The 24,628-nt window shown below is 49.1% G+C and carries 20 protein-coding genes; 10 read left to right on the top strand and 10 right to left on the bottom strand.

Annotated elements, in window-relative coordinates:
- The first annotated feature begins 106 nt into the window (after positions 1-106).
- The 3 genes from ACJJIN_RS02820 (at position 107) to ACJJIN_RS02810 (ending at position 1,975) form a co-directional block, all read left to right on the top strand.
- Positions 107-739 (top strand): LysE family translocator, encoded by a 633-nt coding sequence (locus ACJJIN_RS02820; protein WP_444896788.1) that lies wholly within the window; start codon positions 107-109, stop codon positions 737-739.
- A gap of 87 nt (positions 740-826) precedes the next feature.
- Positions 827-1,573, top strand: coding sequence for a metallophosphoesterase family protein (locus ACJJIN_RS02815; RefSeq protein ID WP_444896787.1), 747 nt, complete (start codon positions 827-829; stop codon positions 1,571-1,573).
- Positions 1,574-1,618: 45 nt separating this feature from the next.
- Positions 1,619-1,975, top strand: a complete 357-nt coding sequence (locus ACJJIN_RS02810) for a DUF4870 domain-containing protein (RefSeq protein ID WP_444896786.1) — start codon at positions 1,619-1,621, stop codon at positions 1,973-1,975.
- Positions 1,976-2,079: 104 nt separating this feature from the next.
- Here ACJJIN_RS02810 and ACJJIN_RS02805 read toward each other — a convergent pair whose 3' ends face one another.
- From ACJJIN_RS02805 to ACJJIN_RS02780, 6 genes are all read right to left on the bottom strand, one after another.
- Complete coding sequence (locus ACJJIN_RS02805; RefSeq protein ID WP_444896785.1) at positions 2,080-2,850, bottom strand: zinc-dependent metalloprotease family protein; 771 nt, start codon at positions 2,848-2,850, stop codon at positions 2,080-2,082.
- Positions 2,851-3,082: 232 nt separating this feature from the next.
- Positions 3,083-3,760 carry a protease inhibitor BamI-like protein gene (locus ACJJIN_RS02800; protein ID WP_444896784.1) on the bottom strand — a complete coding sequence of 226 codons (678 nt, stop codon included), beginning with the start codon at positions 3,758-3,760 and terminating at the stop codon, positions 3,083-3,085.
- 612 nt (positions 3,761-4,372) lie between these two features.
- Positions 4,373-5,227, bottom strand: coding sequence for a hypothetical protein (locus ACJJIN_RS02795; protein WP_444896783.1), 855 nt, complete (start codon positions 5,225-5,227; stop codon positions 4,373-4,375).
- Positions 5,228-5,603: 376 nt separating this feature from the next.
- Complete coding sequence (gene cobN, locus ACJJIN_RS02790; RefSeq protein ID WP_444896782.1) at positions 5,604-9,545, bottom strand: cobaltochelatase subunit CobN; 3,942 nt, start codon at positions 9,543-9,545, stop codon at positions 5,604-5,606.
- A gap of 2 nt (positions 9,546-9,547) precedes the next feature.
- Positions 9,548-9,901: a DUF2149 domain-containing protein gene (locus ACJJIN_RS02785; RefSeq protein ID WP_444896781.1), complete on the bottom strand. Its 354-nt coding sequence runs from the start codon at positions 9,899-9,901 to the stop codon at positions 9,548-9,550.
- On the bottom strand, positions 9,901-10,431 hold the full coding sequence (locus ACJJIN_RS02780; protein ID WP_444896780.1) for a MotA/TolQ/ExbB proton channel family protein: 531 nt from the start codon (positions 10,429-10,431) through the stop codon (positions 9,901-9,903). Before ACJJIN_RS02780 ends, ACJJIN_RS02785 begins: the two co-directional genes overlap by 1 nt.
- A gap of 229 nt (positions 10,432-10,660) precedes the next feature.
- On the opposite strand from ACJJIN_RS02780, the gene ACJJIN_RS02775 reads away from it, so the two are divergent.
- Positions 10,661-12,832, top strand: a complete 2,172-nt coding sequence (locus ACJJIN_RS02775; protein WP_444896779.1) for a TonB-dependent hemoglobin/transferrin/lactoferrin family receptor — start codon at positions 10,661-10,663, stop codon at positions 12,830-12,832.
- Positions 12,833-12,928: 96 nt separating this feature from the next.
- Here ACJJIN_RS02775 and ACJJIN_RS02770 read toward each other — a convergent pair whose 3' ends face one another.
- Positions 12,929-13,516 carry an SRPBCC family protein gene (locus tag ACJJIN_RS02770; protein ID WP_444896778.1) on the bottom strand — a complete coding sequence of 196 codons (588 nt, stop codon included), beginning with the start codon at positions 13,514-13,516 and terminating at the stop codon, positions 12,929-12,931.
- Between the two features lie 152 nt (positions 13,517-13,668).
- Positions 13,669-14,580: a LysR family transcriptional regulator gene (locus tag ACJJIN_RS02765; protein ID WP_413665260.1), complete on the bottom strand. Its 912-nt coding sequence runs from the start codon at positions 14,578-14,580 to the stop codon at positions 13,669-13,671.
- Positions 14,581-14,703: 123 nt separating this feature from the next.
- On the opposite strand from ACJJIN_RS02765, the gene ACJJIN_RS02760 reads away from it, so the two are divergent.
- Together ACJJIN_RS02760 and ACJJIN_RS02755 are read left to right on the top strand one after the other, a co-directional pair.
- On the top strand, positions 14,704-15,438 hold the full coding sequence (locus ACJJIN_RS02760) for a glycine betaine ABC transporter substrate-binding protein (protein WP_444896777.1): 735 nt from the start codon (positions 14,704-14,706) through the stop codon (positions 15,436-15,438).
- Positions 15,439-15,465: 27 nt separating this feature from the next.
- A complete protein-coding gene (locus ACJJIN_RS02755) occupies positions 15,466-16,572 on the top strand; it encodes an L-dopachrome tautomerase-related protein (RefSeq protein ID WP_444896776.1) in 1,107 nt (368 codons plus the stop codon).
- Between the two features lie 44 nt (positions 16,573-16,616).
- Here ACJJIN_RS02755 and ACJJIN_RS02750 read toward each other — a convergent pair whose 3' ends face one another.
- On the bottom strand, positions 16,617-16,823 hold the full coding sequence (locus ACJJIN_RS02750) for a DUF2905 domain-containing protein (RefSeq protein ID WP_282933328.1): 207 nt from the start codon (positions 16,821-16,823) through the stop codon (positions 16,617-16,619).
- 122 nt (positions 16,824-16,945) lie between these two features.
- On the opposite strand from ACJJIN_RS02750, the gene ACJJIN_RS02745 reads away from it, so the two are divergent.
- The 4 genes from ACJJIN_RS02745 to ACJJIN_RS02730 all read left to right on the top strand — a co-directional run bounded on the left by ACJJIN_RS02745 (position 16,946) and on the right by ACJJIN_RS02730 (position 21,369).
- The gene (locus ACJJIN_RS02745; RefSeq protein ID WP_444896775.1) at positions 16,946-18,112 is read left to right on the top strand and encodes a PQQ-dependent sugar dehydrogenase; all 1,167 of its coding nucleotides are present in this window, start codon (positions 16,946-16,948) and stop codon (positions 18,110-18,112) included.
- A 67-nt stretch (positions 18,113-18,179) separates the two neighbouring features.
- Positions 18,180-19,832, top strand: a complete 1,653-nt coding sequence (locus tag ACJJIN_RS02740) for an amidohydrolase (RefSeq protein ID WP_444896774.1) — start codon at positions 18,180-18,182, stop codon at positions 19,830-19,832.
- A gap of 204 nt (positions 19,833-20,036) precedes the next feature.
- A complete protein-coding gene (locus tag ACJJIN_RS02735) occupies positions 20,037-20,498 on the top strand; it encodes a GNAT family N-acetyltransferase (RefSeq protein WP_444896773.1) in 462 nt (153 codons plus the stop codon).
- A 238-nt stretch (positions 20,499-20,736) separates the two neighbouring features.
- Entirely contained in the window at positions 20,737-21,369 is a 633-nt protein-coding gene (locus ACJJIN_RS02730) for a GyrI-like domain-containing protein (RefSeq protein ID WP_444896772.1), read from the top strand.
- A gap of 324 nt (positions 21,370-21,693) precedes the next feature.
- On the opposite strand, the gene ACJJIN_RS02725 is transcribed toward ACJJIN_RS02730, so the two are convergent.
- Positions 21,694-23,910, bottom strand: a complete 2,217-nt coding sequence (locus tag ACJJIN_RS02725) for a M3 family metallopeptidase (RefSeq protein WP_444896771.1) — start codon at positions 23,908-23,910, stop codon at positions 21,694-21,696.
- Positions 23,911-24,628 lie beyond the last annotated feature (718 nt).

The raw sequence follows: 24,628 nt of genomic DNA, 5'->3' as shown, positions 1-24,628 counted from the left end.
GTAGAACTCACTTCTATTGTAGAAGCCAGGGAAAAAGCAAGGCACGGCCATCATAGAAGTAAGCTCACCTGCTGTGATAAAATCGCAATTTCAGGGCACCCCCCATATGATCGACCTCAGTATTTTACCCGCCTTCTTGATCGCAGCGATTGTTCTAGCGGCCTCCCCTGGTCCTGACCTACTGTTAATATCTGCTTACTCTTCGGCTCGCGGATTTACTGCAGGAGCAATGATCTCATTGGGCATTTTTACTGCCGGGATGGTGCAATCGGCGCTAGTTGCTCTCGGACTCGGACATATTATGCAGACGATGCCTCTGGTAGCACTGGTAGTAAAACTGGTAGGCGCCGTATATTTAGCTTGGCTAGGATTGTCACTCCTTCGCAATTGGCGTTCAAATAAAGTGACACAAAATAACCAACCAGATACAGTGGTTCTGTCGGCAACACAGCTGATCGCCCGGGGCTTACTCAACAACCTAATGAACCCCAAAGCCCTACTTTTCTTTAGCCTTTTCCTGCCTCAATTTACCGTGTCATCCCAGGCAATCACGCCCCAAATTCTTGTATTGGGCGTACTCTTAAGCATTACAGCGCTGGCTTTTAACACCCTGGTATCCCTTTCGTTTAGCAAGCTGGGAAAATCTCTTGCTACACAGGCCAGTATTCAGCGGCACCTGGATGGTTTTCTTGGAGTTATTTTCCTCGGCTTGGCCTCTCGCCTGGCTTTTGACCGCTGATTTTTTATAGTTTTATGGACGACAGGAAGCTTTCTGTGAAAATATAGCGGCAGTCAAAGTACTTTCAGCAGTCCAGCGGAGAGCTCAATGCGAATAGCGGTCCTGTCTGACATCCATAGCAATGTTTATGCCCTCGATGCCATTGTTGCTGATCTAAAAAAGAGAGGCGCCGATCTAACGGTGAACCTGGGTGATATTTTATATGGCCCTATTGCGCCACGACTCACCTATGAACGCTTAATGGAGCAAGGTTACACGACTATTCGCGGTAATCAGGACCGGCAAATATATGAAGCCACACCTACCGAAATAGAAAGCAACCCAACTCTGCAATTTATTCTGAAAGACCTTGGTGTTGAACCACTATTATGGATGAAGCAGTTACCACCCAGCTTACAAATCACCGATGAAGTCTTTCTTTGCCATGGAACACCCAGTAGTGACCTCATATATCTGCTGGAAGATACCAGCAGCGGCCGCCCCCAGATACGTTCCAACCACGAAATCCTCAACCTCCTTGGAAAGATTTCCTCAAAAGTAATTCTATGTGGGCATACACATCAACCACGCTGTATCTCTGTCAGTAGTGGCCAGCTGGTCGTAAATCCAGGCAGCGCTGGGCTACCGGCTTATACTGACAGTGAACCGCAACCCCATATTATGGAAACCTTTAGCCCCCATGCGAGTTACGCCCTGATAGAGAGAAGCAAAAATGGAGCCTGGAGCGCAGAATTTTTTAAGGTAAGTTATGATGCAGATAAAGCTGCCCGAGCTGCTATTGCACAAGGGAGAGATGACTGGGGTTTCTATCTATCAACCGGACGAGCCAGCTAGGTAAATCTGCTTACACAGGATATTGGATAAAAGGAAATTCGCTAAATGGAAGATTATCGCCCTTGGGATATGGAACTAAATACCTTCATAATGCTGCTTCATCTAAGTCAATTGGCTTGGATCGTAATTCCTGGTGCTGGTTTTGTTTTACCCATTATTATGTGGGCAACAACAAGGGACCGTTCTCAAGAAATCGATAAACACGGCAAGATGATATTTAACTGGATGTTAAGCTTGCTTATCTATTCCATTATTTCCGTCATACTGATATTTTTTATTATCGGTATTTTTGGGCTGATTGCATTAGCAATAATCAATGTTATATTTATTGTGATTGGTGCAATCCGGGCTAATGAAGGCCAATTCTGGCGCTACCCACTCAGTATTCGATTTTTTGGTTAAATACTAAACCGTACCTTCCAGATAGAAAATCGGGAGAGCACCTCCCGATTTCCCTTGGCTATAAGCCAGTAATCTCTATATTACATTCAGCAGGTTAGTGCCGATTAGTAGTAACCAGAGACATCATCGGTGATAGGACCGAGAGCACGGTAAGCGTTAGAAATGTCTTCGCCGTTTGAGCGCTCACCACAGGCCAAGCCACCACACTCGTACCAGTCAGGATCAGAGAACCAATCGTACTGGGTAACGTTTTCGCCGTATTTCCAAGGGTAAGCCATGATGGTAGAGAACTTGTTATCTACACCGTGACCCATACCGTAAGAGTAAACGCCACCAGAGGTATCACCCTGCTTGGTTGAGTGAAGCAGACCCATATTGTGGCCCAGCTCGTGAACGAAGGTGTTATAACCACAGTCAACGCCAGTTACGCTGTAAGCACGCTCTTTTGCGCTGGAGTACATGGTGCCATTGCTACCCCGTCCAACCCAGGCAATACCACAGGTGATGTAGGTGTTGCCGTCGATTACAGTTTCTTCAGCTTTACCCAGGAAAACCACCATATCCGCCTTTTCAGAGGAACGCCAGTCATTCACAGTGTCGTGGAAGGTAATCAGGTCCAGGGTTTCTTCGTTAACACGGAGATCGGAGCTGGTAGCTTCCCAGGTGTCTACCAGGTTCAACTGGATATCAATACCATTCCTTGAAAAGGAATTGTTCGCATAGCTGATATAGCTATCGATCTTGGCTGAGATATCACCGGTATACTCCGCAGCAGGTGTAGTGTACATAATAGCGATATCGACGGTATCGGCACTCGCAGCGCCAGAAACAGTCAGTGCTGCAATAGCAGCGGCCAGGCTTTTCTTCAGGTTCATTATAAGACTCCTTTTATTATAATAAGTAGTGCACACTCCTCCCCCAGCAATTAATTAAAATTGCTGCCCAAAGGAGTAACAGTACGCTTTTAATACCCTGACTCGATTAAAAAACTATCCCTAGTCCTTTAACCGCCTGAGGAGACGAGCCCCCGGTATCTGCAGGATTTACTTGGGCCTTCCTTTGCCTGATTATTAATTCAAAGCATAATTACTTTGAATCAATTTCTTCTTATTTGAAGTCGTTTAGCGGTAAATCGTCATCCGACCAGGTCTTTTCACGAGGTGCTTCCGAGGACATATCCTTATCGTGTTTCTCTACGTGGTTTTTAATTAATGCACCATTAGGCGCTATCCACGCATAACTACCCTGACCTTCCATTGTGTATGACCCGGAAGGTAAGTTTAGCTGTGCATAAACAGAGTTTGCTCCGAGAGTAAAAGTTGCGCCATGCAGGCGAGTCATCCCCGGGAGATTTAATTGTACGCTTTTGTTGCCACTGGCATGCTCTTCAATACTGCCAACCTGAGCATCGTAATCACCTTCAATACCTGGCAAGTCAATGTCGACGTAATCACCAACAGTGAGATTCCGGAGCATATCAATATCCAGCTCGAGATAGGTTTCACCATTGAGATCTACTGGTAGGCGACCATTTTCATAAAGAGCTTCCCTGGCCAGCTCTGACTCAACCCAAAGTGCTTTTTCTTCATCACTTTCGAGGAGTTCTTCTTCACCCACCTGAACCTCCTCAGGTTTAAGCGGCTCTGCTTTTTGAGTAGATTTACTGATAGCTGGCTTGGGCTTTTCCAGCTCAGCGACTGGTTTTTGACCTTCAGATTGGCTTTTGGACCAAACGAAATACCCTGCTGCCACTGCAATGGCGACGAGAGGAATTATTTTTCTCACAAGCTTTTCTCTCAAAATAATGCTGCGTGCAACGGCAAAGCACGTCCTATCGACAGCTTAACCAGCCCTACCTCATGTTGGCATCTTTACGATTCTTAACATTCGATATTTAGTTGAGACGATCGATCCTAATTATCACGCAGCTTTTTTTTGGGAAATTTTTCACATAATTTTCATAAAAATTGAACAGAATCTAAATTATTTTTCAAAACTGTGGGGAACGTCGGAATTAAAGCAGACATATTTCACGAAAACCCTTTTTGCACCAAATTAGTTCAAGCCAAATACCAGTGGCGAGATTCCCCCAAATACGATCAGGAGCACCTGCAAAAACCAAAAAATAAGTTTCACAAGAAACAAATTTGGTAGATTTTTAAGCAGAATTAATAATTTCAGTGTACGAAAGGCAATAGAAGAAAAAAGTTGAAGCTCAAAATTTCTCTTCGATTTTGGAATAGAATTTTCTGTTAGAAAAAAGTGAATATAAGGACAAACTAGAAAATCGTAACTAGGCAGGCAATTCAGACAATCTATTTATTCTTGATTGGGTAGAGATAAAGCTGTACGGAGTAACTTCAGCGCACAGCAGTTAATTGGCCAATGGTGACACCGTTACTCAACTCGATAGCGCAACAACACCAAATTATCCAGGACTATATTTTTTGACCAGATAAATTTAGCACCACTGCCATAAAACTGTTTCCGAAAATTCATATACGCCGCTTTATTGTCCACACCTATCTGCTGCTCCGTGTACTCTGTCGCATAAGGCCAAGAAAGATAGCAATCGTCGACTTTCCAATTTTTCGGAATATCCCAGTGCAGAGAATAGACTTGTGCACCTGGTTTTGGGGGCCTCTCAGCACAGTCCGAGGAGGTTCGCTCTTCTCCCCGCTCTTTCATGCACCCCAAATCATAAATAGGTGCAGTATAAAAAGTTTGTGCATGCCACTTTGAATTCGTTTTGGTACCGTCAGAAAAGCTGGCAATAAAGCCACCGTCACCGGCGTGAGTGCGGACACCTCTATTACTCTCTGTGCCCTCCCCTAAGTTCTCCTCCCAGTCAACCGCTTTTACAGCGATATCGTAGGGTCTCTTTACCCTGAACTTAACCACACTGGAGTTAAATGGCGTAAATGGAACCGGATCAACAGCAACTAACTTGCCATTGATATATAGCTCAAAATAATTGTCGGCAAAGATATAACCGGTAACCACCTCGCCTTCTTTGTCGATATCGACCACCGGTACCTTTGTAAGGTCCATATCCTCCAATGAGGATGGAGTGACCCCAGAGCACTGGTTATAGAGATCTGCAGCAAAGTACCGCTTGCTGTAATTCACTTCAGCCGGAACGGTAAAGGCTTTGCCCTCTACCTGCTTCACCCCCATTGGCGACAACCGGGAGCGACCGGAAGCACAGGAAAACAGGTTCTCCGTTTCTACTTTGGCAGAACCCTCAGCCACCGCCCATTGCTCGAGTAAGGGTTTTCCAGAGACCAGGCATTTGCCGTAATCGATATAAGGCCCAGGAAGGCCGCCTGATATCGTTTTCCCATCGTTCCAACCTCCTTTCGAGAGACAGCTATAGTCGTAAGCTCACCAAGCTGTAGCCCTATTAATCTGACAAGCTGCAAGCTTAATGATTTACAAAGTAATCAAAATGCACTTTTTACCTTCTATATAGAAAGCTAACACAGTAAGAGAGTAATAGTTGCCGGGGTCAACAATTCTTAACCCTGTAGCCGAGGCAGCTTTAAGAATATTTACACGAAAGGGGTAAAACAGAGGGGGGTTAACGGCACCCGGCCTTAAGCAGATCGGGTGCCGTTAAAGAAGGGCATTAAGCGGGCTTGGTTCGCACCCACTTATGATCAAAGAAACCGCTGACAAAGCCAGCCAACACTATAGCCATCAACAGTAGCCATATCAGCTTTTCCGGCTTATCACTGGGAGTCGGCTCTGCAACCTGCTCCAGCTTCTGGCCACTGACCTGTTGCGCAGCATTGGCGCTGCTAACCTGAGGGTTATCCAATACCTGGGCATTGGCCAGGGCCGCAAGGCCGAACCCTAGTGCCTGCTGATTGACGAATTCCTTGAACTTGTCATTGTCGGTAGCCACATCAAACTGATTTGCCAGCTCGGTGTAGGTCTCTACCATTTTCTCCAGGGTTTCAGGCTTCGCATCCCAATATCCCTTGCGCACCGCTTCCAGCATTCGCTCCAACATCTGGGCCAGGGCCTCGGCATTGTGCTCTTCGAAGAATTCGCGCATGTCCATTTCATATTTGTCATCCACGTAGACTTCAAACATTTCCTGCCATTGGTCGTCGCGAATGGTTTCCGGAGTCATTACTTCCCAGCCCCACATATTGTTGACGCGATCCAGGATAGCGGTAGCGCCGGCGTAGCCGGAATCCTGCATCGCCTCAATCCAGCGGGGGTGGAAGTAACGGCTGCGCATTTCCTGGTTAACGAACTCCGCAAGGGTTTGCGCTTTTACGTTATCTTTGCGACGCAAATTGGAAACATACATTTCCGGCGTTGCGCCATCCAGATTGCGAACTGCCAGACCGATACCGCCAAAGTATTGGAAGGGATCATCATTGGTCATCATGGCGTAGAGGTTGGTGGAGCGGGAAAAAATCACCCCATCAGTGCCAGACAGCACCTTGCCGTACAGCTCAACACTGCGCTGATCCTCGCTCCAGCGGGATTCATCTTTGCCATAGGCAAAGCCCATACGGCGCATATAGAGGTCAGCGAGCTTGTCATCCCCCTCCCAACTGTCAGAGGCCAGGCTAGCGGCGGCAAGACCCGTTCCATAGTTGCCGCTTTCATTGGAGAAGATACGCACCGATGACAAATAGCGTGAATCCTCTTCACTGTTGCCGTCTTCCAGCAGCTGCTGTTGCAATGCCTGGCTGTGGCGGTAAACAAAGTTATTGTCTTCTTTCATCTGCGCCACTTTATCGATGGCTTCTGCCAACCACAGCATCACGTTGGGGAAAGCATCCCTATAAAGGCCTGTCGCAGAGATTACGACATCAATACGCGGGCGCTTTAATTCCGAGTAGGGAATAACTTCTGTACCGGTAACATTGCCCTGCTGGTTCCACTTGGGTTTTAGGCCCAGGGCGTGCAGGATCTGGGCTTCCAGGGCTCCCTGGTGGCGCATGGTTTCAAGGGACCACAGGGAGAAAGCCAACTTGTCCGGGAAGCGGCCATGCTTTGCATGGTAGTCAGCAATGGTCTGGTCCATCAGCTGTACACCAGCTTCATAGGCTTCCTTCGATGGGACCTTAGCCGGGTTAAAGCCAATCAGGTTGCGGCCGGTGGGCACCGCCTGCGGGTTGCGAATCGGGTCACCCCCATGGCTTACAGGAATGTAGTTACCATCGAGTGCCGACATCAGGTTTTCCAGCTCGGCAATTTTGGCAAAGTTATCGGAGTATTCCCGGGCCTGATCCAACTGGGCCTGCAAGGGCTCAGGAACCTGCTCCAGCTCACCGCCCTCCAGGAAGGTATCCAGTAACTGGAACCCTGCCTGCGCTTCCAAAGCCACAACATTGCGCTCGTCCCGGGTTTGCTCTTCCGGCAAACGCAACCCGTGCTCCGCCTCATATTCATCCGCTGCGGTGATAAACCCTTCACCCAACATTTGCAGCATGGTGCTGGTGAGGTGTTCGGTTTTGGGCAGCTGACCAAAACGATGGATGCCCAGCGGCTGGCTCATCTCTGCCAATTGACCCAAATGATCCTGCAAGCGGCTCAGTTGGCCATCAAAATCCGCACTTAAGGCTTCAGCACTGATTTCCAGATCCTTGAGCATATTGAGCTCTTCGGCCAGACTGATAATACGCTCTTGGGTATTGGCCCGGGTCTGCCCCTCAGACAATACCAGGTAATTGCCAATTAACTCGGACAACTCAGCCACTTCCGCATACAAGCCCGCTTTCGCGAAGCCTGGGGTCAAGTGGCTGATCATGGTGGCACGGCCACGGCGCTTGGCCTGCATGGCCTCTCCCACGTTATCGATAATGTAGGGGTAGAACACCGGGATATTTCCCAGGGCCAAACTGGGTGCATCGTAAACCGACAGGCCCCGCTCTTTGCCACTGAGCCACTCCTGGGAGCCATGGGTTCCCAGGTGAATGTAGGCATCGGCACCAAAGGTTTCCCGCGCATAGAGGTAAACCGCCAGGTAGGCGTGGTTCACCGGGGTTTTCATATCGTGGTATAGGGAAGAGTGATCCTTGGCATTGTCCGCGCGAACGCCTTGCGGCAACACAATCAAATTGCCAAGGGTCATCCGGGGAATAACAAATGCAGGCTCGCCGTTATGTTCGGCCAACATGGCATTGTCTTCCGGCTTGCCCCAACGCTCTACAATAGGATCCCGTACAGTTGCAGGCAGTTGGTCAAACCAGGCTTGATAGGTGGACAGCGGCATCCAATCAGCCAGCCCTTTATCGATCAAGGCTACGCTGTCTTCGCGACGATAATAAGGGCGCAACAACTGCCCGGCCCAATCGATAAGGGTTTTTGAATCCCTGATATGTACCTCATAGCCTCTTTCGCGCATTGCCTGGGCAATCGACTCAATCGAGCTGGGTACATCCAGGAAAGCCGCACCGATATTTTTTTCCCCGGGCGGGTAGTTCCAAATAAACGTTGCCACCTTTTTATTGGTGTTGCTTTGATAAGCGAGGGAGGCGTGATTCCAGGCGCGCTCTATCAAGGCCTGCATCTGTACATCCATCACTACTTTATTGCCGTCTTTATTAGCAGCGATAATCACCGGATCGATGCTGCCAGTATCTTCAGGCATTACCAGGAAGAATGGAGTCAGGGATGGAGATACACCGCTATTATCAGCAAAATATTCTTCTTCGCTGCCCTCGGTGTAATTGAGCGCGTGAATAACCGGCACTCCCAACTTCTCAAATTCAGCGCGGCGCTTGCTGACATAGTGCAGGGAGCGGTAATTAATCATCAAGTCGACACGGGTATTGCCGCTGTCGGTTTGCAATAAGTCTGGATAGGAAAGCGGCAAGTCTTCGCCTTCAAAGAAGAAGGCGAAAGCCTTGGCACCTTTAGCCTCAAGACCATCCAACAGGGTGTCGACAACCTGCTGCTGCTCGTAATCCACCACGGAGCGATGGATAGCCACAGCAATCACTGGCTGCTGCTCAGCGGGCTTTAACCAGTCAAAGAAAAATTCCTCTTTATCGGTGACAAGCTGCTCCAGGCGGGGATGATAAAAACCCACCTTGGGTACAATTATCGGTTCCGGTACTGAGCCACTGGAAAGGTCAAATACCTCTGCCGACAAAAACTGCATCATATACCGGTAGTTTTTGCGGCCCGCATTATTAAAATAAGCGGCTATCGCCCGATGCTCGGACTCTGCCAACCCCTGGTTCATGGACTTATTATCTGCATCCCCCAGGGAAATCACCGGAACTTGCGGATGCTTGGCCAGCATTGGCTGGAACTTGCCAAACATAAAAGCAGAAAGCGCCGGGTTGATGCCATCCAGCATTATCAGTTCAGCGGAAGACCAAGCCAGGTCGATTTCCTCATCACTCTTACCTTTGCTGTTAAAGATCTCCAGCTCAAAGGGTTGGTCTGCAGAGAGATCAGCCAGCAATGTACCTTTTGCCTTGGCCGTGTGGCTCGACATCATCAAGAGTACTTTGGGTTTATCACTGGCCTGGGCAAAGGTTGCAAAAGCCAAGCTCATCAATAGGCACACAAACTGTGCCCATAGTTTATTACGCACCACTAATTCCCCCCCGAAGCTTTTTCACCGGTGGGAGCATCTTTACCTTCCCCTTCCGGTACATAAACCAGGCTGCCATCGGCCATCTGGTAAGCCACTCCCGCACGGGTGCCCTCCCCTGAGCCAATTTCCCCGGTGGATTTGTATTGTTTGATTTCCTTACCGTCCTTGACGATCACTTCCATATTGGGTTCGCCGGCATTTTTAATCACCGTGACCTTTTCATTGGAAAAAACGTTCAAGGGATTTTGCGCAATAGCAATCAGCAGCGCGGCGATAATGACCAGAAACACATCGATCAGGTTCACCGCGCTCAGAATAGGATTCAGTTCTTCATCTTCGTCGAGGAAGCGCATCAGTCGGCCTCCTTCAGCTTGCGGATATTGATCAGCTCAGAGGCAAACCAGCGCTTTTTCACTGAGGCAGGCCAGAAGGTAATCGTGGAGATTACCAAGCCCCAGATCACAGCGGCGAAAGCAATAATCAGGTTTTCACTGATTCCCTGGATATTGCCATCGGCCAGGGCGCGAAGTGCCGGCCCCATGGGAATCATGGTGGCAATCAAACCCAACATGGGCGCGATCCGGGTAGCCATGCGAAGAAGCTCCAGTTTTCTCAACGCAAAAACTTCCAATTCGTCGTCACATGCCAAAGGGTTATTCACGAAAAAGTTGTGTACTTGGTAGCCCGGCAGGCGCTCAACCCGACCTTGCTTCAATGCCAACCGATAGGCTCCGGCATTTTTGCGGCGAAGCATCCACAGTGAAATAAAGCGCCCGGCGGCATAAAGCGAGTAGATAAAAAGTACCAGGATCGCCAGTAATACTGGGGCCATAAACAGGTCGGCCACATCCGCCATTAAGGTCTCAATTGATTGAATATTCACTGCAAGCCTCCCAAGCCCCACTATTGATGCCGTTCACAAATTTGAGCGGAAAGTACCCAAAGAAACTTTTAAGGTCAAATTTAATCTAATTGATATTGATTCGCATTTACCTTTACATTTTAATAAGTATCCATATAATCTCGCTCCGAACTGGTCGACAAGACCAAGCGAAAGGGCAACCAGAGACCCTTAACGAGCAGACCGAATCAACGACATCAAGGAATTCACCATGAAACGTCGCCCACTAGCAGCAGCCATTTTGGGCTTAGCCTCCGCCTCAAACCTGTACGCAGAGACCCCGACCTCTCCGTCCAGCAATGAACTCGAGCTGATCGTCGTCAGCGGGCGCGCAGAAAAACCCCTGAAAGACGTTGCGGGCAGCGTTTCCGTGGTGACCAATGAGGAAATTGAGCAGCTTCAGCTCAATGACATGAACCAGTTGTTCCAATACGAGCCCGGTGTTGAAGTAACCGGTGAGGCTGGCGGCGCGCAAAATATTCTGGTGCGCGGCATGGGCGGTGACCGTGTACTGATTATCAAAGACGGTATGCGGGTGAACGAGGGTTATGGCGCCAATGGCCAAAACGACATTGTTGGTCGCGGCTTTATTGAAGTGGACACCCTAAAGCAGGTTGAAGTTGCCAAAGGCGCAGCCTCCTCCCTGTACGGTTCAGACGCCCTTGCCGGTATCGTAGTATTCACCACCAAAGATGCTTCCGACTACCTGGAAGATGGCGAGCAGTTTGGCGGCTCTATCAAGACCGGCTACAACGGCATCACCAGCCAGCACAATGTTTCCCCTACCCTTGCCCTGCGCACCGGCAATTTTGAGCAACTGCTGCACACCACCTTCCGCGATGGTGAAGAACAGCAGAACTACGACGAAACCCAGGACCCCTTCGAGATTGAATCGAAGAGCATCCTGTACAAAGGTAAATACAACCTGGGTGGCGAAGACTTTATCAGCTTCAGCATCGATCACTGGAACCAGGAAACTGTCGGTGACAGTGCCGATGGCCTGCTGTATTACTTCCGCGGACTGGCCGACTACGGCTACAACATCGTCGCTGAACAATCTGTTTCCGACAAAGAGACCACTGCATACCAGCTCCGCTACCACAGCGAGACTCCAACTGCGATTTACGATCAGGTAAATATCAGCTTGTACAACAACAAGTCTGAACAGGAAGACGAGCAGTACGGGCAACTGGACATCAACGCCCCCATGTTCGGTGTGATTGAAATCCGCGACATGTGGGAAACCGGCCTCTACCGCCAGGACACTATCGGCCTGCTGTCCAACGCCAGCAAAACCCTGAATGAGACCCACACCCTGGGTTACGGTCTGGACCTGGAGCAAACGGAGAGCGAGCGTACCGTTCACCAATACCGTGAAGTTGCGGGTAGCTCCACCCTGGACTCCACCACCGAGAAATTCCCAGAAAACGAAGTGGCGCGCGCCGGCCTGTTTATCAATGACGAAATGTCATTCGCCAATGGCCAGCTGACCGTTACCCCGGGCCTGCGCTACGACTGGTACGAAATGGACCCCAACGGTGCATTGAAGTCTGATGACACTCCATTTGCCACCATTGAAGAAAGCAATGTTTCCTTCAACCTGGGCACGCTGTACCGAATCAATCCGAAACTGTCCGCCTTTGCCCAATACGGACAGGGCTTTAAAGTGCCGGCCTACGATTTAGCCTATATCGAGCATTACCTGCAACCTACCTCCGAATACATCTACGAGGTTCTGCCCGCCGACGATTTGTCACCAGAAACCAGTGACACCTTCGAGCTCGGCCTGCGCGGGCACCTGGGCCCTGTAGCTTTCAGTACTGCAGCGTTTTATACCGAATACGATGATTTCCTGGAAACCACTTTAATTCACCAAGAATCTGTAAATGGTGATGACGGCAGTTTCTCCCATGTATTTGAACAGTACCAGTACCAGAACATCGAATCTGTCACCATCAAAGGTATAGAGGCGAGCGCCAGCTGGTACCTGTCTCCAACAATCGAGTTGTTTGCAAATGCCAGCTACCAGCGCGGCGAAAACGACACCACCGGTGAATACCTAACCAGCATCAGCCCACTTTCTGGCGTGGTCGGTGCAAGCTACAGCGGAGCCAAACTCTCCAGCCAGATACTGGTGCGCTGGGCAGACCGTATGGAAAAAGTGAACGACGGCGCTACTGAAACTGCCGGTTATGGCACTGTAGACTGGACCCTGGGTTATCAGGTAATGGACTCCATGTCTGTGAACTTGGCGGTTAACAACCTGATGGATAAATACTACGTTCCCTACCTGAATGTTGCAGGCTGGGATGAAGGTAGCGATCTTTCTGTCAATGCGGCGCCGGGACGTACTTTCTCTGCGTCAATCAGATACGATTTTTAATTAACGAGTTTTACACTCTCCTATCTCGCAAATAAGTCCCTTGATGGCCGTACTCCCATGCGGCCTTTTTTTATTTTGCGGCGTCAAAAAATACAATTAATCCGTGTAAATCTTCTCCATCATTTCTTTCACTTCCGCCTGGTATAGCCGCAACGCTTTTAACAGCTCAAGTCTGAACAGCGGCATATAAAGCAAGTACACTAGCTGATAAATTGGGTTCGCAGAGTGCATTTTGAAATAACACTGTCTCTCCCAGTGACTTGCCCCACCCTTCATTTCGGTAATGGTGTAACTGAAATGGCCGGTGATGTGTTTAGTAATTGGTAAAAATAATAGAACCAGCGCACCACCGTAAATCGTCTTCCCCTCCCAGGAAATTTTGTTGGGCCGCTCATAATTTATTAATTGATGCTTCATTACGTGGTAGCCAGTAATCCCCCAATATTTTTCGATCGCCACGCTACCTACAGTAGACTTATCGCCCCCCAGATTGTATTCCGCAAATAAAGTGTTCGGATATTTGCTTTCCCAATTTCGCAGGTCTACCACATAATCAAACAAGGCTTCGGGTGGAGCTTGTATAATGGCCGCATTTTTGTAGAAGTAGGACTTGTCTTTAAAATACAGCACCAGGCAAATCAACACATACAGAATAATTACCGCATATATGATGTCTAGTATCATCAACTGCCTCCACCACTAAAAAACTTAATACCGGCACTGATATAAATGAACTAGAAAGTCACAAGTCTAATTATAGAAGAATAAAAAAATGCCAGAGCTTTACGGCCTGAATTCAAAATAAATAAAGATAACAATCAATTTGAGAGGGGCGATTAAATCCTCGCAGAAGTGGATATAAATTTCATGGCCAAACGGTCTGCAAATACCGCCACCCGGCGCGGCTGGGCCCGGCTTGGAGGGAACAACATTTGAAGCGGTACCGGCGGTGGAGTGTACTCTTCTAGCAGGCGAACCAGCCTGCCCGCCTGGATATCCGACCCTACATCCAATTCCGATTTTAAAATAATGCCACTTCCCTTCAGGCACCACTGGCGAGCCAGTTCCCCGTCATTGGTCACCCGGTCGCCGCGTACCACCACAGTTTGCTCACTCCCCGATCCATCGCGGCTGTCGAGAAAGCGCCAGTGGCTATCCAGGTTTTCACCGAAACGCATTACCAGACAGTTGTGACCCTTCAGGTCCTCGGGCCTTTGTGGAGTGCCACGCTCTTGTAAATAGCTGGGAGAAGCGCAGAGGATGCGCTGCTTTTGGCTCAGGGTCCTGACCCGAAGTGAACTGTCGGTGATTGCACCGAAACGCAAGGCAATATCAATACCCTGACCGACAATGTCCACATAACCATCCGACAACAGCAATTCAATAGAAATAGCCGGGTGATCCAGTAAGAAGCGGTCAATTTCCGGGGCCACAATCGCACGCCCCAAGTCGCAGGGGGCACTTACGCGAATGCCACCGGACAGGGTCTGTGCTCCTGATCGAATACGGCTTTCAAGGTCATCCACTTCACCCAGAATCTGTTTAGCACCCTCAATCAGGGTACGCCCTTCCTCTGTCAGGCTAATTGCCCGGGTTGTTCTATTCAATAACACCACACCGAAGTGCGACTCCAATGCCGCAAGGCGCTCGGAAACCCTACTGGAAGATAGGCCCGAGTCCCGCGCTGCGGCGACCAGGCTACCTTTATCAACAATTTGCAGGAACAACTTGAGATTATCTATCAGCATTGATCGGAAATACCGAATATTGATTTCTATTAATAGCAGTTTATCCGGTAAATCAAAGCAACCACAATACCCCTATCGCAGTAACTACTGCACAGTCACAAACTTACACTAGGGAGTTTCGGTATGGATAACAGTATTCGCATCGGACACATTGCGCTCTCTTTCCACGAGGCCAGCGCCCGGGAAGTCGCCAAGGTTCTTGAGGCTCACGGCCACCAAACCAGCTTCAAGTCCGCCCCCCATGAGGCGGCCTTCGAGCTGTTAAAAAACGGGGAAATCGACCTTTTAACTTCGGCCTGGCTGCCCTCCAGCCACGAGGTCTACCTGAATCCCCTGCTGGACCAGGTAGAAAAAGTGACCGTGCTGTATGAGCCCTACTGTATCTGGGGCGTGCCGGATTATGTGCCCGAAAATGCAATTGCCAGCGTTGATGACCTACTCAGCGAACCCGCCCTCACCCGTATGGATCGCCTGATCCAGGGAATCAATCCCGGTGCCGGTATTAGCCGCTTTTCCGCTGAAATGATCCAGGCCTATGGCCTCGATAAGGCAGGTTACGAATTCCGACCGGGAACAGAAGCGGACTGCTTCAACCGTTTTGAAGACGCCGTAGCGCAGGAGCGCTGGGTAGTGATCCCCTTGTGGCACCCGCAATTTCTCCACAACCGCTACACCATCCGCGCACTAAAAGAGCCCAAAGGGCTTCTCGGCACTCAAGATGAAGCAACGCTCATCGTGCGCAAAGATGCCAAACAGAAAATTGGCAGCGCCGCCCTGGCTGCACTGTCCCAGCTTTATATCGGCAACAAAAAACTCAGCGCCTTGGAAGATGCGCTGCGCAAACAAGCCAAAAACTAAGACACCGTAAAATTTAAGGAAGTCGCAATGAAGTCCCCGAAAATACTATTTGCCGCACTGGCTCTTGCAGGTGTTGGCAGCTTAGCCTCCAGCGTCTCTCACGCAGCTGAAGCGAAGTCACTGCAAACAGTCACTGAATTCAGCGAGTCCCGCGCTGCCGGTGTCACTGTCACCCCCAATGGCCGGGTACTGGTCAGCATGCACCCACTGGATGCGCCAAAACTAAAAGTACTCGAGGTAATGGCCAACGGCTCCAAGCAACCCTTTCCCAATCGAGATTGGGCGGATGGGTCTGAGCAGGGTGAAGTGGGTTTTGGATCAGTAATTGGCATTCACTCTGACAGCAAAGGCATCGTCTGGATTTTGGATATGGGCGGTGAAAATACACCCGTCCAACTTGTCGCCTGGGACAGCGTCAATAATAAACTGCACCAACAGATTGAAATCTCCAAGTCCGCATTAGTGGAAAATTCATTTCCGCAGGATTTTGCCCTGGATGAAAAGCGCCAAAAAATCTACATCGCCGATATGTCCTTCGGTAATTTTAACGGCGCGACTAAACCGGCAATTATTGTCGTCGACCTGAAAACCGGACGCTCTCGGCGCGTACTGGAAAGCGCTAATGAATTTATGCCGCCAAAGCAGGATCTCATTATCGGCGGAGTTTTGCTGGCGGCTAAAACTGAGGGTGATACGAATAAAAGCCTGCACTTTGGTCTCAATCCCATTGCCCTGGACGACAAGTCTGAATGGCTCTACTTTGGCAGCCTCAGCGGCGATAAAATCTTCCGTCTTCCTGTGGCGCAGTTGGCGGACGCCGATATTTCCGAGAGCAAACTAACCACACAAATTGAAGAGTTTGGCCCCAAAAACCCCAGCGATGGCATTGCTATGGCACCTGGAGGTGGCGTGCTGGTTACCGACCTGCAGAATAACGCCATTGGACTGACCACCCAGGGCAATTACCAAATCCTATTACAGGACAAACAACTCTCTTGGCCTGACAGCCTCGCCATTAGCAATGGCTGGGTATATATCACCCAGGATCAACTTCACCAGCACCCTGCTTTCAGTTCTGGCCTTGGTAATGCCAAGCCACCCTACAAGCTGATGCGCTTCCGCTACACTCCATAAACTCCCTCTCACCGCCAGGAGATAGTTGCCCTGGCGGTTTTTTATTAACGTCGAAATAAATTCACCAGTAAACTCAATACCAAACTAACGATAATCATCGATACAATTGGAAAGTAAAAACGGGTGCGCCCCGACTCCACACGAATATCTCCCGGCAAGCGCCCGAACCAGCTGAATAACCCTGGGGAAAAGTGCAATAGCACCCCAACCAACACTAAAATTATTCCTGCGATAATCAACCAGCGGGACATCCATTCACCTCCCTACAGAGTGATTTAACGCCCTGACAGTTACCCTGGCGCACTGCCTGGACATTCCCCAGTGACTACTCTATCTATGCTCAATCCCGAGACAAATCGATAGAGGCCATGTGGTGAAATACCTCCTTAGTGTAGTTGTCACAATCTGCATCTTTTTTAGCACTGCTGCCAATAGCCAGAATAATCCTTTGATTTCCCGAGGCACTATTCCGCTCGCCGAAGAAGTTACCCTTACTTCAGTCGCCGGCCCACTTGAATACCCTTGGGGTATAACCAGCCTGCCTGATGGAAGTTTTCTTATCACCCAGCGCAGCGGACAACTCAGAATTGTAAAAGATGGAAAATTATTAGCGAACCCTATCGAGCTTCCAGCAGAAATATTGTTTCTTGGCCAAGGGGGCTTGCTTGATATCGCTGTGAGCCCCACCTTCCCTCAAGACCAGATGCTCTACTTCAGTTATGCCATTGGCAATATGGACAGCAACCGACTTGCCATTGGTCGGGCTAAGTGGAATAACGGCAAGTTGGAAAACTTTGAAGAGATATTCAAGTCCGCGCAGGGTAAAAATAACGGCGCACACTTCGGTTCCCGGCTCGCCTTCCTACCTGATAAAACGTTGCTGGCTACCATTGGCGATGGCGGTAATCCCCCACAAGAATTTCTCGATATTTTTGCCAGGGAACAGGCCCAAAACCTGCAAACCCACTTCGGCTCTATTATTCGTATTAATGGGGACGGTTCCATTCCCGACGACAACCCTTTCAAAAACCAAGCAGATGCCCTGCCGCAAATCTGGAGCTTTGGCCACCGCAACCCGCAAGGATTGGTGATCGATCAACAAAGTGGGGAGATCTGGTCCTCCGAACACGGCCCCGCTGGAGGCGATGAATTGAACCGCCTCAAAGCTGGCAGTAACTATGGCTGGCCAAGGGTCACTTTTGGTCGGGACTATCGAGATGGCTCCAATATAGCCTTCAAAATCGAGGATCCAGAATTTACCTCACCCGCACTGGCCTGGCTCGATACCCACGCCCCTGGAGGACTGGCATTCTATACCGGCAATGCCTTCCCCGAATGGAGAGGAAGACTGATTTCCGCCGGGTTAGTTAGCGAAGATTTACGGGTCATTCAGATAAAAGATGATGCCGCTATTGGCGAGCTAAGGATACCTATTGGGGAGCGCGTACGCGACGCAGAAGTTGGCCAGGATGGCAGTCTTTACATATTGACCGATGGCCCCAAAGGCCGTTTACTGCGCATAGATCCAGCAAAACAATAACTCGAACTTCAAGATATTCGACTAGTTGGGGCGAGGTTCAAAGTTCGCCCTATAAGGCAAGCTATCTATGCGTTTTTTCCGCCCCCTTACCGCCACTCTACTTATGGCCACCTCACTGTGTGTTCAGTCCACCACTCTGATTCACAATGTTTCCGGCTACCAAACTACTGATGATCAACTACTCACGTTCGATGCTTTAGCCTTTGATCAAGGCAAGGTACTGGCAACTGGAAGCTATCAACAGCTGGAAAAGCAATTTCCTACAGCCGATAGAATTGATGCGCAGGGTAAAACCCTACTTCCAGGCCTAATTGATGCCCACGGCCATATGCTGGGCCTGGGCCAACTCACCGGTGAATTGGACTTACGCAATCACTCCCTTGCACAAGCACTCTCAGCCATCAAGAAATACGCCCGGGACCTGGGGCCCGACGAATGGCTATCCGGCCGTGGCTGGAACCAGGTTACCTGGCCCTGCAAAGCTTTCCCAACCCGTAAACAACTGGATAAATTGGAAATAGAGCAGCCAATTTGGTTGCGCAGGGTCGATGGCCACGCAGGTTGGGCCAATTCCAGGGCCCTGGAGTTAGCGGGGATCGACAAGGAAACCCAATCACCCGATGGCGGTGAGATTCTACGGGATGAAAACGGCAACCCGACAGGCATCCTGATCGATAACGCCATGAGCCTGATGTACAAGGCGATACCCGCACCTACTTTAGCCCAGGAGAAAAAGAGTCTACAAAATGCATTTACCACCGCTCTCTCCCTGGGATTAACCAGTGTGCATGATGCGGGTATCAGCGAACAGACCCTGAACGCCTACCGAGACCTGGCAAATAAGAAAGCCATCCCGTTGCGTATTTACCCCATGCTTTCAGTAGATAGCCACAACTATGCCCAGTTACTTCAGGCGGGGCATATTGGAGAGCCATCGGACCGGCTGTATATGCGCAGCATCAAACTTTCCGCCGATGGCGCCTTGGGAAGCCGAGGCGCTGCCCTGCTGGAGCCCTACCACGACCGCCCTCAGGAAAAGGGGCTGCTGCTCTACCCGGAAGACAAAATGTTGGCTTTGCTCAAGCTGGCTACCGACAATAACTTCCAGGTTAACGTACATGCAATCGGCGACAGGGCTAACCATATCGTATTGAACCATTTGGAAACCCTAAACAAGGCAGAGAGCCAGGCTAGCTATCGTCATCGTGTGGAGCACGCCCAGGTTATTGAGGTGGAAGATATTCCGCGCTTCGCCCGGCTCAACCTGATTGCCTCTATGCAGCCCACTCACGCTACCAGCGATAAGAGTATGGCCGGAGACCGCCTGGGGAATGAACGACTGATCGGCGCCTACGCTTGGCAGACCCTGCTGGAACAAGGCACTTCCATCGCCGCAGGCTCCGACTTCCCTGTAGAACCCGCAAACCCGCTTTTCGGTCTACACGCCGCAGTTACCCGCCGCGACCGTCAGGGAGACCCCAGTAAAGGCTGGCGCACAGAAGAAGCTATGACTCTGGAGCAAGCCCTGCGCGCCTTTACCCTGGATGCAGCCTATGCCAGCCATCAGGAGAAAGTCATCGGCAACCTTGAAGCCGGGAAGTTCGCCGATTTTATTTTGCTGGATAAGGATATTTTTACGATAGCTCCCCAGGAGATCTGGAAGGTACAGGTTCTGGAGACCTGGGTTGAAGGAGAACAGGTCTACCGTAAACCCCTTTAGCCAGTCACTAACCTTCATTTTTCCCGCACTTCAAACCGCGAATACCGGCGAAAATCGGTATTCGCAGAAACAACGACCGCCCCATAATTCACCAAGAGCCTTGTATTGCGGTATTGCTATACTACTTTTTGTGAATACAAGAAAACTTTATTGATAAAGCGCATATAGGTTAATGCCTCAAATAGAAACCAAATAGACCGCGCTATGAAATACATCCAAATACCCGTAAGCGACGCACCTTTGTATCTTCTACTCGAAGCAGATCCCTCAAAGAAGAAAATAGACAGCTATTTACCTGAATCCTGGTGTTTCGCAGCAATTGATGCTGGCGCTGTGGAAGGTATATGCGTAGTAAAAGAAATTGATACCGCAATCGCTGAGATTTTCAATATCTCAGTTTCTCCTGAGGTGCGGCAGCAAGGGATTGGATCAAAACTGTTAAAGTTCTCTCTTTCAGAGCTCACCACCAAAGGGATTCACCGAATAGAGCTGGGCACTGGTACATTCGGTTACCAGTTAACCTTTTATCAACGCCATGGTTTCAGGGTTGACTCTGTTATTAAAGATTATTTTTTGCACAACTATGATCAACCCATTGTTGAAGACGGGGTCCAACACAAAGATATGTTGCGACTCTCACTAGATCTTACAATTAGACGACAATAAAACTGTCTGCGGCATAGTGCCTACCCAAAATGGCAGGCTTGTACCTATTAATCATCGCTCAATCATCACCCAACGCGCCGGGATCAAAGTCGTCATAAAGCCATTCAGTTATAAGTGAAAATTTCCTTTCGCCTAATCTAACTTGACCTGCCAAACATCAACATTAAACCACCCACCTTAAATACTGTATTTATAAACAGTAAACTTAAAGCGACCTAGAAAGAACCAAGGGAATACTATGCCAGTAAAACATGAATGGCGAAAAAAAGAAAAATCCCTCTATCTCCCTAAAACTCTACCTGAAGTTATCGACATCCCCAAACTCAATTACATTACTATTCATGGAGAGAGCAGCCCTGCCGAGGAGACATTCACAAACTGTATCGGCGCTCTATATTCCCTGGCTTATACTATCAAGATGCTTCCCAAAAAAATGGATGAGAAGCCGAGGGGGTACTTTGATTTTACAGTCTACCCATTAGAGGGAGTCTGGGACATCAATGAAAAAGCCAAAGAGAGTTATTCTGGGGAGATCAAAAAAGAAGATTTAATCTATAAGCTGATGATACGTCAGCCTGATTTTGTCGAGCTACCCTTTTTCAAGGAAATACTTAACTACATTAAGAACAAAAAACCAAATCCACTACTGAATCAAGTTAACTTTGAGACTATTTTAGAGGGGAAGTGTGTACAAATGCTCCACTTAGGGAGATTTGAGGATGAGCCTATCAGCTTTGAGAAAATGGAAGCCTTTGCTAAAGATCAGGGCTTAAATCGCCTATCCAAGGTACACAAGGAAATTTATCTTTCAGACACAAGAAAAGTTGCACCGGAAAAATTGAAAACCGTATTAAGGTTTCGGGTTAGCTAAATAATGGCTTATTTTCACCCCCACAGCCAACTTTTATCATCAGATCCCCCCAGTATCCCAAACCCTATTTGGGCACCAGCTATACACTAACTCTTATCAAGAAACCCTCCAATTCTGAAAGCCATTTATTAAGTTATACATCAGGAATATATTCAAGGTGTTTATGTTTCCAGCTAAGTTAATTAGCGCCTGCGGCTAAACAAGTAAAAGAACTTCACAGAGGGTGAGATCAGAAACCAGCTGAAATACTCACAGACCAAGTTAAATCAATAAAAAAAGCCGCATCGAAGGATGCGGCTTTTTTGTCACGGGGACTATTGCAAATTAGTCCTTAACAGCTACCGTGCTCGCTTTCTTTTCAGGGATCGGGAAGCCACGATCGCGCATTAATGCTTCGATATTAGCATCGCGACCACGGAAAGAGCGGTAAGCGTCTGCCGGGTCCAGCGCATTACGAGGAGCGAACAAGTATTTCACCAGTCTCGCCGCCACTTCCTTATCGTAGAAGCCGCCTTTGGACTCGGCGAAAGCCTCAGAGGCATCGGAGGTCAGTACGTCGGCCCACATGTAGCCGTAGTAGCTGGCCGCATAGCCTTCACCGGAGAAGATATGACCAAAATGAGGAGAGCGGTGACGCATCACCAGTTCATCCGGCATACCCAGCTTCTTCAAAGTTTCACGCTCAAACTTGTCTGGATCGATACCTTCAGGGTCAGCAGTGTGGAACTTCATATCCACCAGTGCAGATGCCAGGTACTCAGTAGTGCTAAAGCCTGAGTTGAACTTGGCTGCTTTCTTGATCTTTTTCACCAGATCCGCAGGGATCGGCTCACCAGTTTTGTAGTGCACCAGATAGTTATCGATTACCGCATCGGTAGACAACCAGCGCTCCAGCAGCTGAGACTGAAACTCAGTGTAGTCACGCACACCGCCATTTAAGGTCGGGTAAGTAACGTTGGACGCGAGGAAGTGCAGCGCATGACCAAACTCGTGGAAGAAAGTCTCTGCATCATCCCAACTTACCAGTACAGGCTCACCGGGAGCGCCCTTGATAAAGTTGGAGTTGTTGGAAGAGAGAACGTTCTTCTTACCATCGAAAGTGGAGTGGTCGCGGTACATGGTTGCCCAGGCTCCAGAACGCTTACCCGCGCGAGCAAATGGGTCCAGGTACCAGAGGCCGATATGGTCGCCGCTCGTCTTATCGGTAACTTCCCAGACCTTAACATCTTCATGGAATACCGGTACTGAGCCTTCCTTCACTGGAGTGAACTCAAAATTGAACAGCTCTCCAGCCACATAGAACATGGCTTCACGCAGGTTATCCAGCTGCAAGTACTGTTTAACTTCATCGGAGTTCAGGTCGTACTTGGCCTTGCGAACTTTTTCTGCGTAGTAGCGGTAGTCCCAGGGCTCAATAGTGATATTGGCTTTTTCAGCATCAGCCACAGCCTGCATATCAGCCACTTCTTCCTTCACGCGACCAACTGCAGCCGGCCATACCGCTTCCATCAACTCCATGGCACGCTCAGGTGATTTGGCCATACGATCGCGCAAGCGCCACTGAGCGTAGTTGTCAAAGCCTTGTAGGCCGACACGCTCATCGCGCAGCTTCAGGATTTCAGCGATAATGGCGTTGTTATCGCGCTCATCACCATTATCACCACGACTGTAGTAATTGGTCCAAATCTGCTTACGCAACTCGCGATTGTCAGAGTAAGTCAGGAAGGGATCCATGGAGGAACGGGTATTGGTAATCGCGTACTTACCTTTTTCGCCCTTCTCTTCCGCCATTGCTGCCGCTGCGGCGACAAAGGAATCCGGTAGGCCGCCCAACTGATCTTTTGTCAGGAAGATATCGTAACCTTCCTCATCAGCCAGTACATTGTTGGAGAACTTTGTATAGAGCTCCGCCAAGCGCTTGTTGATTTCTGCATAGCGCTCTTTCTTTTCCCCTTCCAGGGTGGCGCCATTGGTTGCGAACTGGGTATATACCAACTCGACTACGCGCTTCTGCTCAGCGTCCAGATCCATCGACTCACGCTGATCATAGATAGACTTGATGCGCTTAAAGAGGGCCTTGTTCTGGTAAATTTTGGACTCGTAGTCAGCCCACAGAGGTGCCAGTTCACGCTGGACCTTACGGAATTCCGGGGAGGACATATTGCCGGCCCAGATTCCATAATAAGAAGATGCACGACCCAACTCTGCACCACTGCGCTCCATCGGAACAAAAGTATTGGCGAAAGTAGGCTTGGCAGGATCGGCGGCGATGGCGTCCAGCTCCGCCAGATTCATCTCAATACCCTTCTCAATTGCGGGCTTGAGATCTTCAAGATTCATCTTGTCAAACGCAGGAACACCACCAAAAGGACCTGTCCACTCCGCCAATAGCAGGTTGCTGGCGTGCTCCGGACTAACTGTCATGGACTTCTCGGCATTCACGGTATCTTTGACCACCTCAGCCTGTTGTGTCTTTTCACCACAACCGCCCACTACCGCAAGAGCTGCGGCCACGGATAGTGCGATCATTGTTTGACGCATCGGTATCTCCTCTAGGATAGAGCTTTGTAATAGTTTTAAGAGCGGGAGTTTAACCCCAGTTGGCCTATGCCCGCCAATACTACCGCCATTCTCAGCCAAGGCTGCGACAGAGTGAAGGAAATACACGACGACTTCCTTCAGCTTTGACCATATGGTCTAGGCGTCCCACACCTCTCCTACTCAATGGTCCCTTCTGAAGGAACCAAATCAAAAAATTCGGCCCATATCGCCTACCCGGTCATAGTCAGCTTACTTCCATCACCATCAGAAGCTCACTTAACCCCAACAGAAACAAAGCCTTCGGCAACAAGCTATTGCAGCTCCACATCCTTGTTTGCCTTTTTAAAAACTAAAGAGTATTACCTCGCACCTAAAACTGATGCTTTAAATCAGAGGAGCCCCCAGCAGGAAACCAAGTTTCATTTAAGACAATTAGCGACCAATAAAACCGCCCCTAAACCAAACACAAACACAAACAAACACCTTTAAATATATTTAGGGAAACCTGTTCCCATTTATAATTAGATAAACTTTCCCCCATTAAAAACAGTCACCTCAATATAAACCCCTTGACTACCGGAAATATTCCCCTGCAGAGAAATGTAATTAGCGACAACCGATAAAAACATCAGAATATTTGCCATACGTATCAATGCATTTCGGAAATAAATCTATAGACGCCAAGCAACGGCGCTTAACTTATCCGATTTTTTATAAT

The organism is Microbulbifer maximicatervae (SeqCode) (assembly GCF_052467505.1).
The sequence above is the reverse complement of the archived record's forward strand: the minus strand, read 5'-3'. Positions and strand labels throughout refer to the sequence as shown.

Coding starts and splice junctions, on each gene's coding strand:
- ACJJIN_RS02770 (WP_444896778.1), bottom strand. CDS start 13,516: ATGATACTAGACATCATATATGCGGTAATTATTCTGTATGTGTTGATT.
- ACJJIN_RS02740 (WP_444896774.1), top strand. CDS start 18,180: ATGCGTTTTTTCCGCCCCCTTACCGCCACTCTACTTATGGCCACCTCA.
- ACJJIN_RS02820 (WP_444896788.1), top strand. CDS start 107: ATGATCGACCTCAGTATTTTACCCGCCTTCTTGATCGCAGCGATTGTT.
- ACJJIN_RS02760 (WP_444896777.1), top strand. CDS start 14,704: ATGGATAACAGTATTCGCATCGGACACATTGCGCTCTCTTTCCACGAG.
- ACJJIN_RS02775 (WP_444896779.1), top strand. CDS start 10,661: ATGAAACGTCGCCCACTAGCAGCAGCCATTTTGGGCTTAGCCTCCGCC.
- ACJJIN_RS02735 (WP_444896773.1), top strand. CDS start 20,037: ATGAAATACATCCAAATACCCGTAAGCGACGCACCTTTGTATCTTCTA.
- ACJJIN_RS02810 (WP_444896786.1), top strand. CDS start 1,619: ATGGAAGATTATCGCCCTTGGGATATGGAACTAAATACCTTCATAATG.
- ACJJIN_RS02785 (WP_444896781.1), bottom strand. CDS start 9,901: ATGCGCTTCCTCGACGAAGATGAAGAACTGAATCCTATTCTGAGCGCG.
- ACJJIN_RS02730 (WP_444896772.1), top strand. CDS start 20,737: ATGCCAGTAAAACATGAATGGCGAAAAAAAGAAAAATCCCTCTATCTC.
- ACJJIN_RS02765 (WP_413665260.1), bottom strand. CDS start 14,580: ATGCTGATAGATAATCTCAAGTTGTTCCTGCAAATTGTTGATAAAGGT.
- ACJJIN_RS02815 (WP_444896787.1), top strand. CDS start 827: ATGCGAATAGCGGTCCTGTCTGACATCCATAGCAATGTTTATGCCCTC.
- ACJJIN_RS02755 (WP_444896776.1), top strand. CDS start 15,466: ATGAAGTCCCCGAAAATACTATTTGCCGCACTGGCTCTTGCAGGTGTT.
- ACJJIN_RS02725 (WP_444896771.1), bottom strand. CDS start 23,910: ATGCGTCAAACAATGATCGCACTATCCGTGGCCGCAGCTCTTGCGGTA.
- ACJJIN_RS02750 (WP_282933328.1), bottom strand. CDS start 16,823: ATGTCCCGCTGGTTGATTATCGCAGGAATAATTTTAGTGTTGGTTGGG.
- ACJJIN_RS02805 (WP_444896785.1), bottom strand. CDS start 2,850: ATGAACCTGAAGAAAAGCCTGGCCGCTGCTATTGCAGCACTGACTGTT.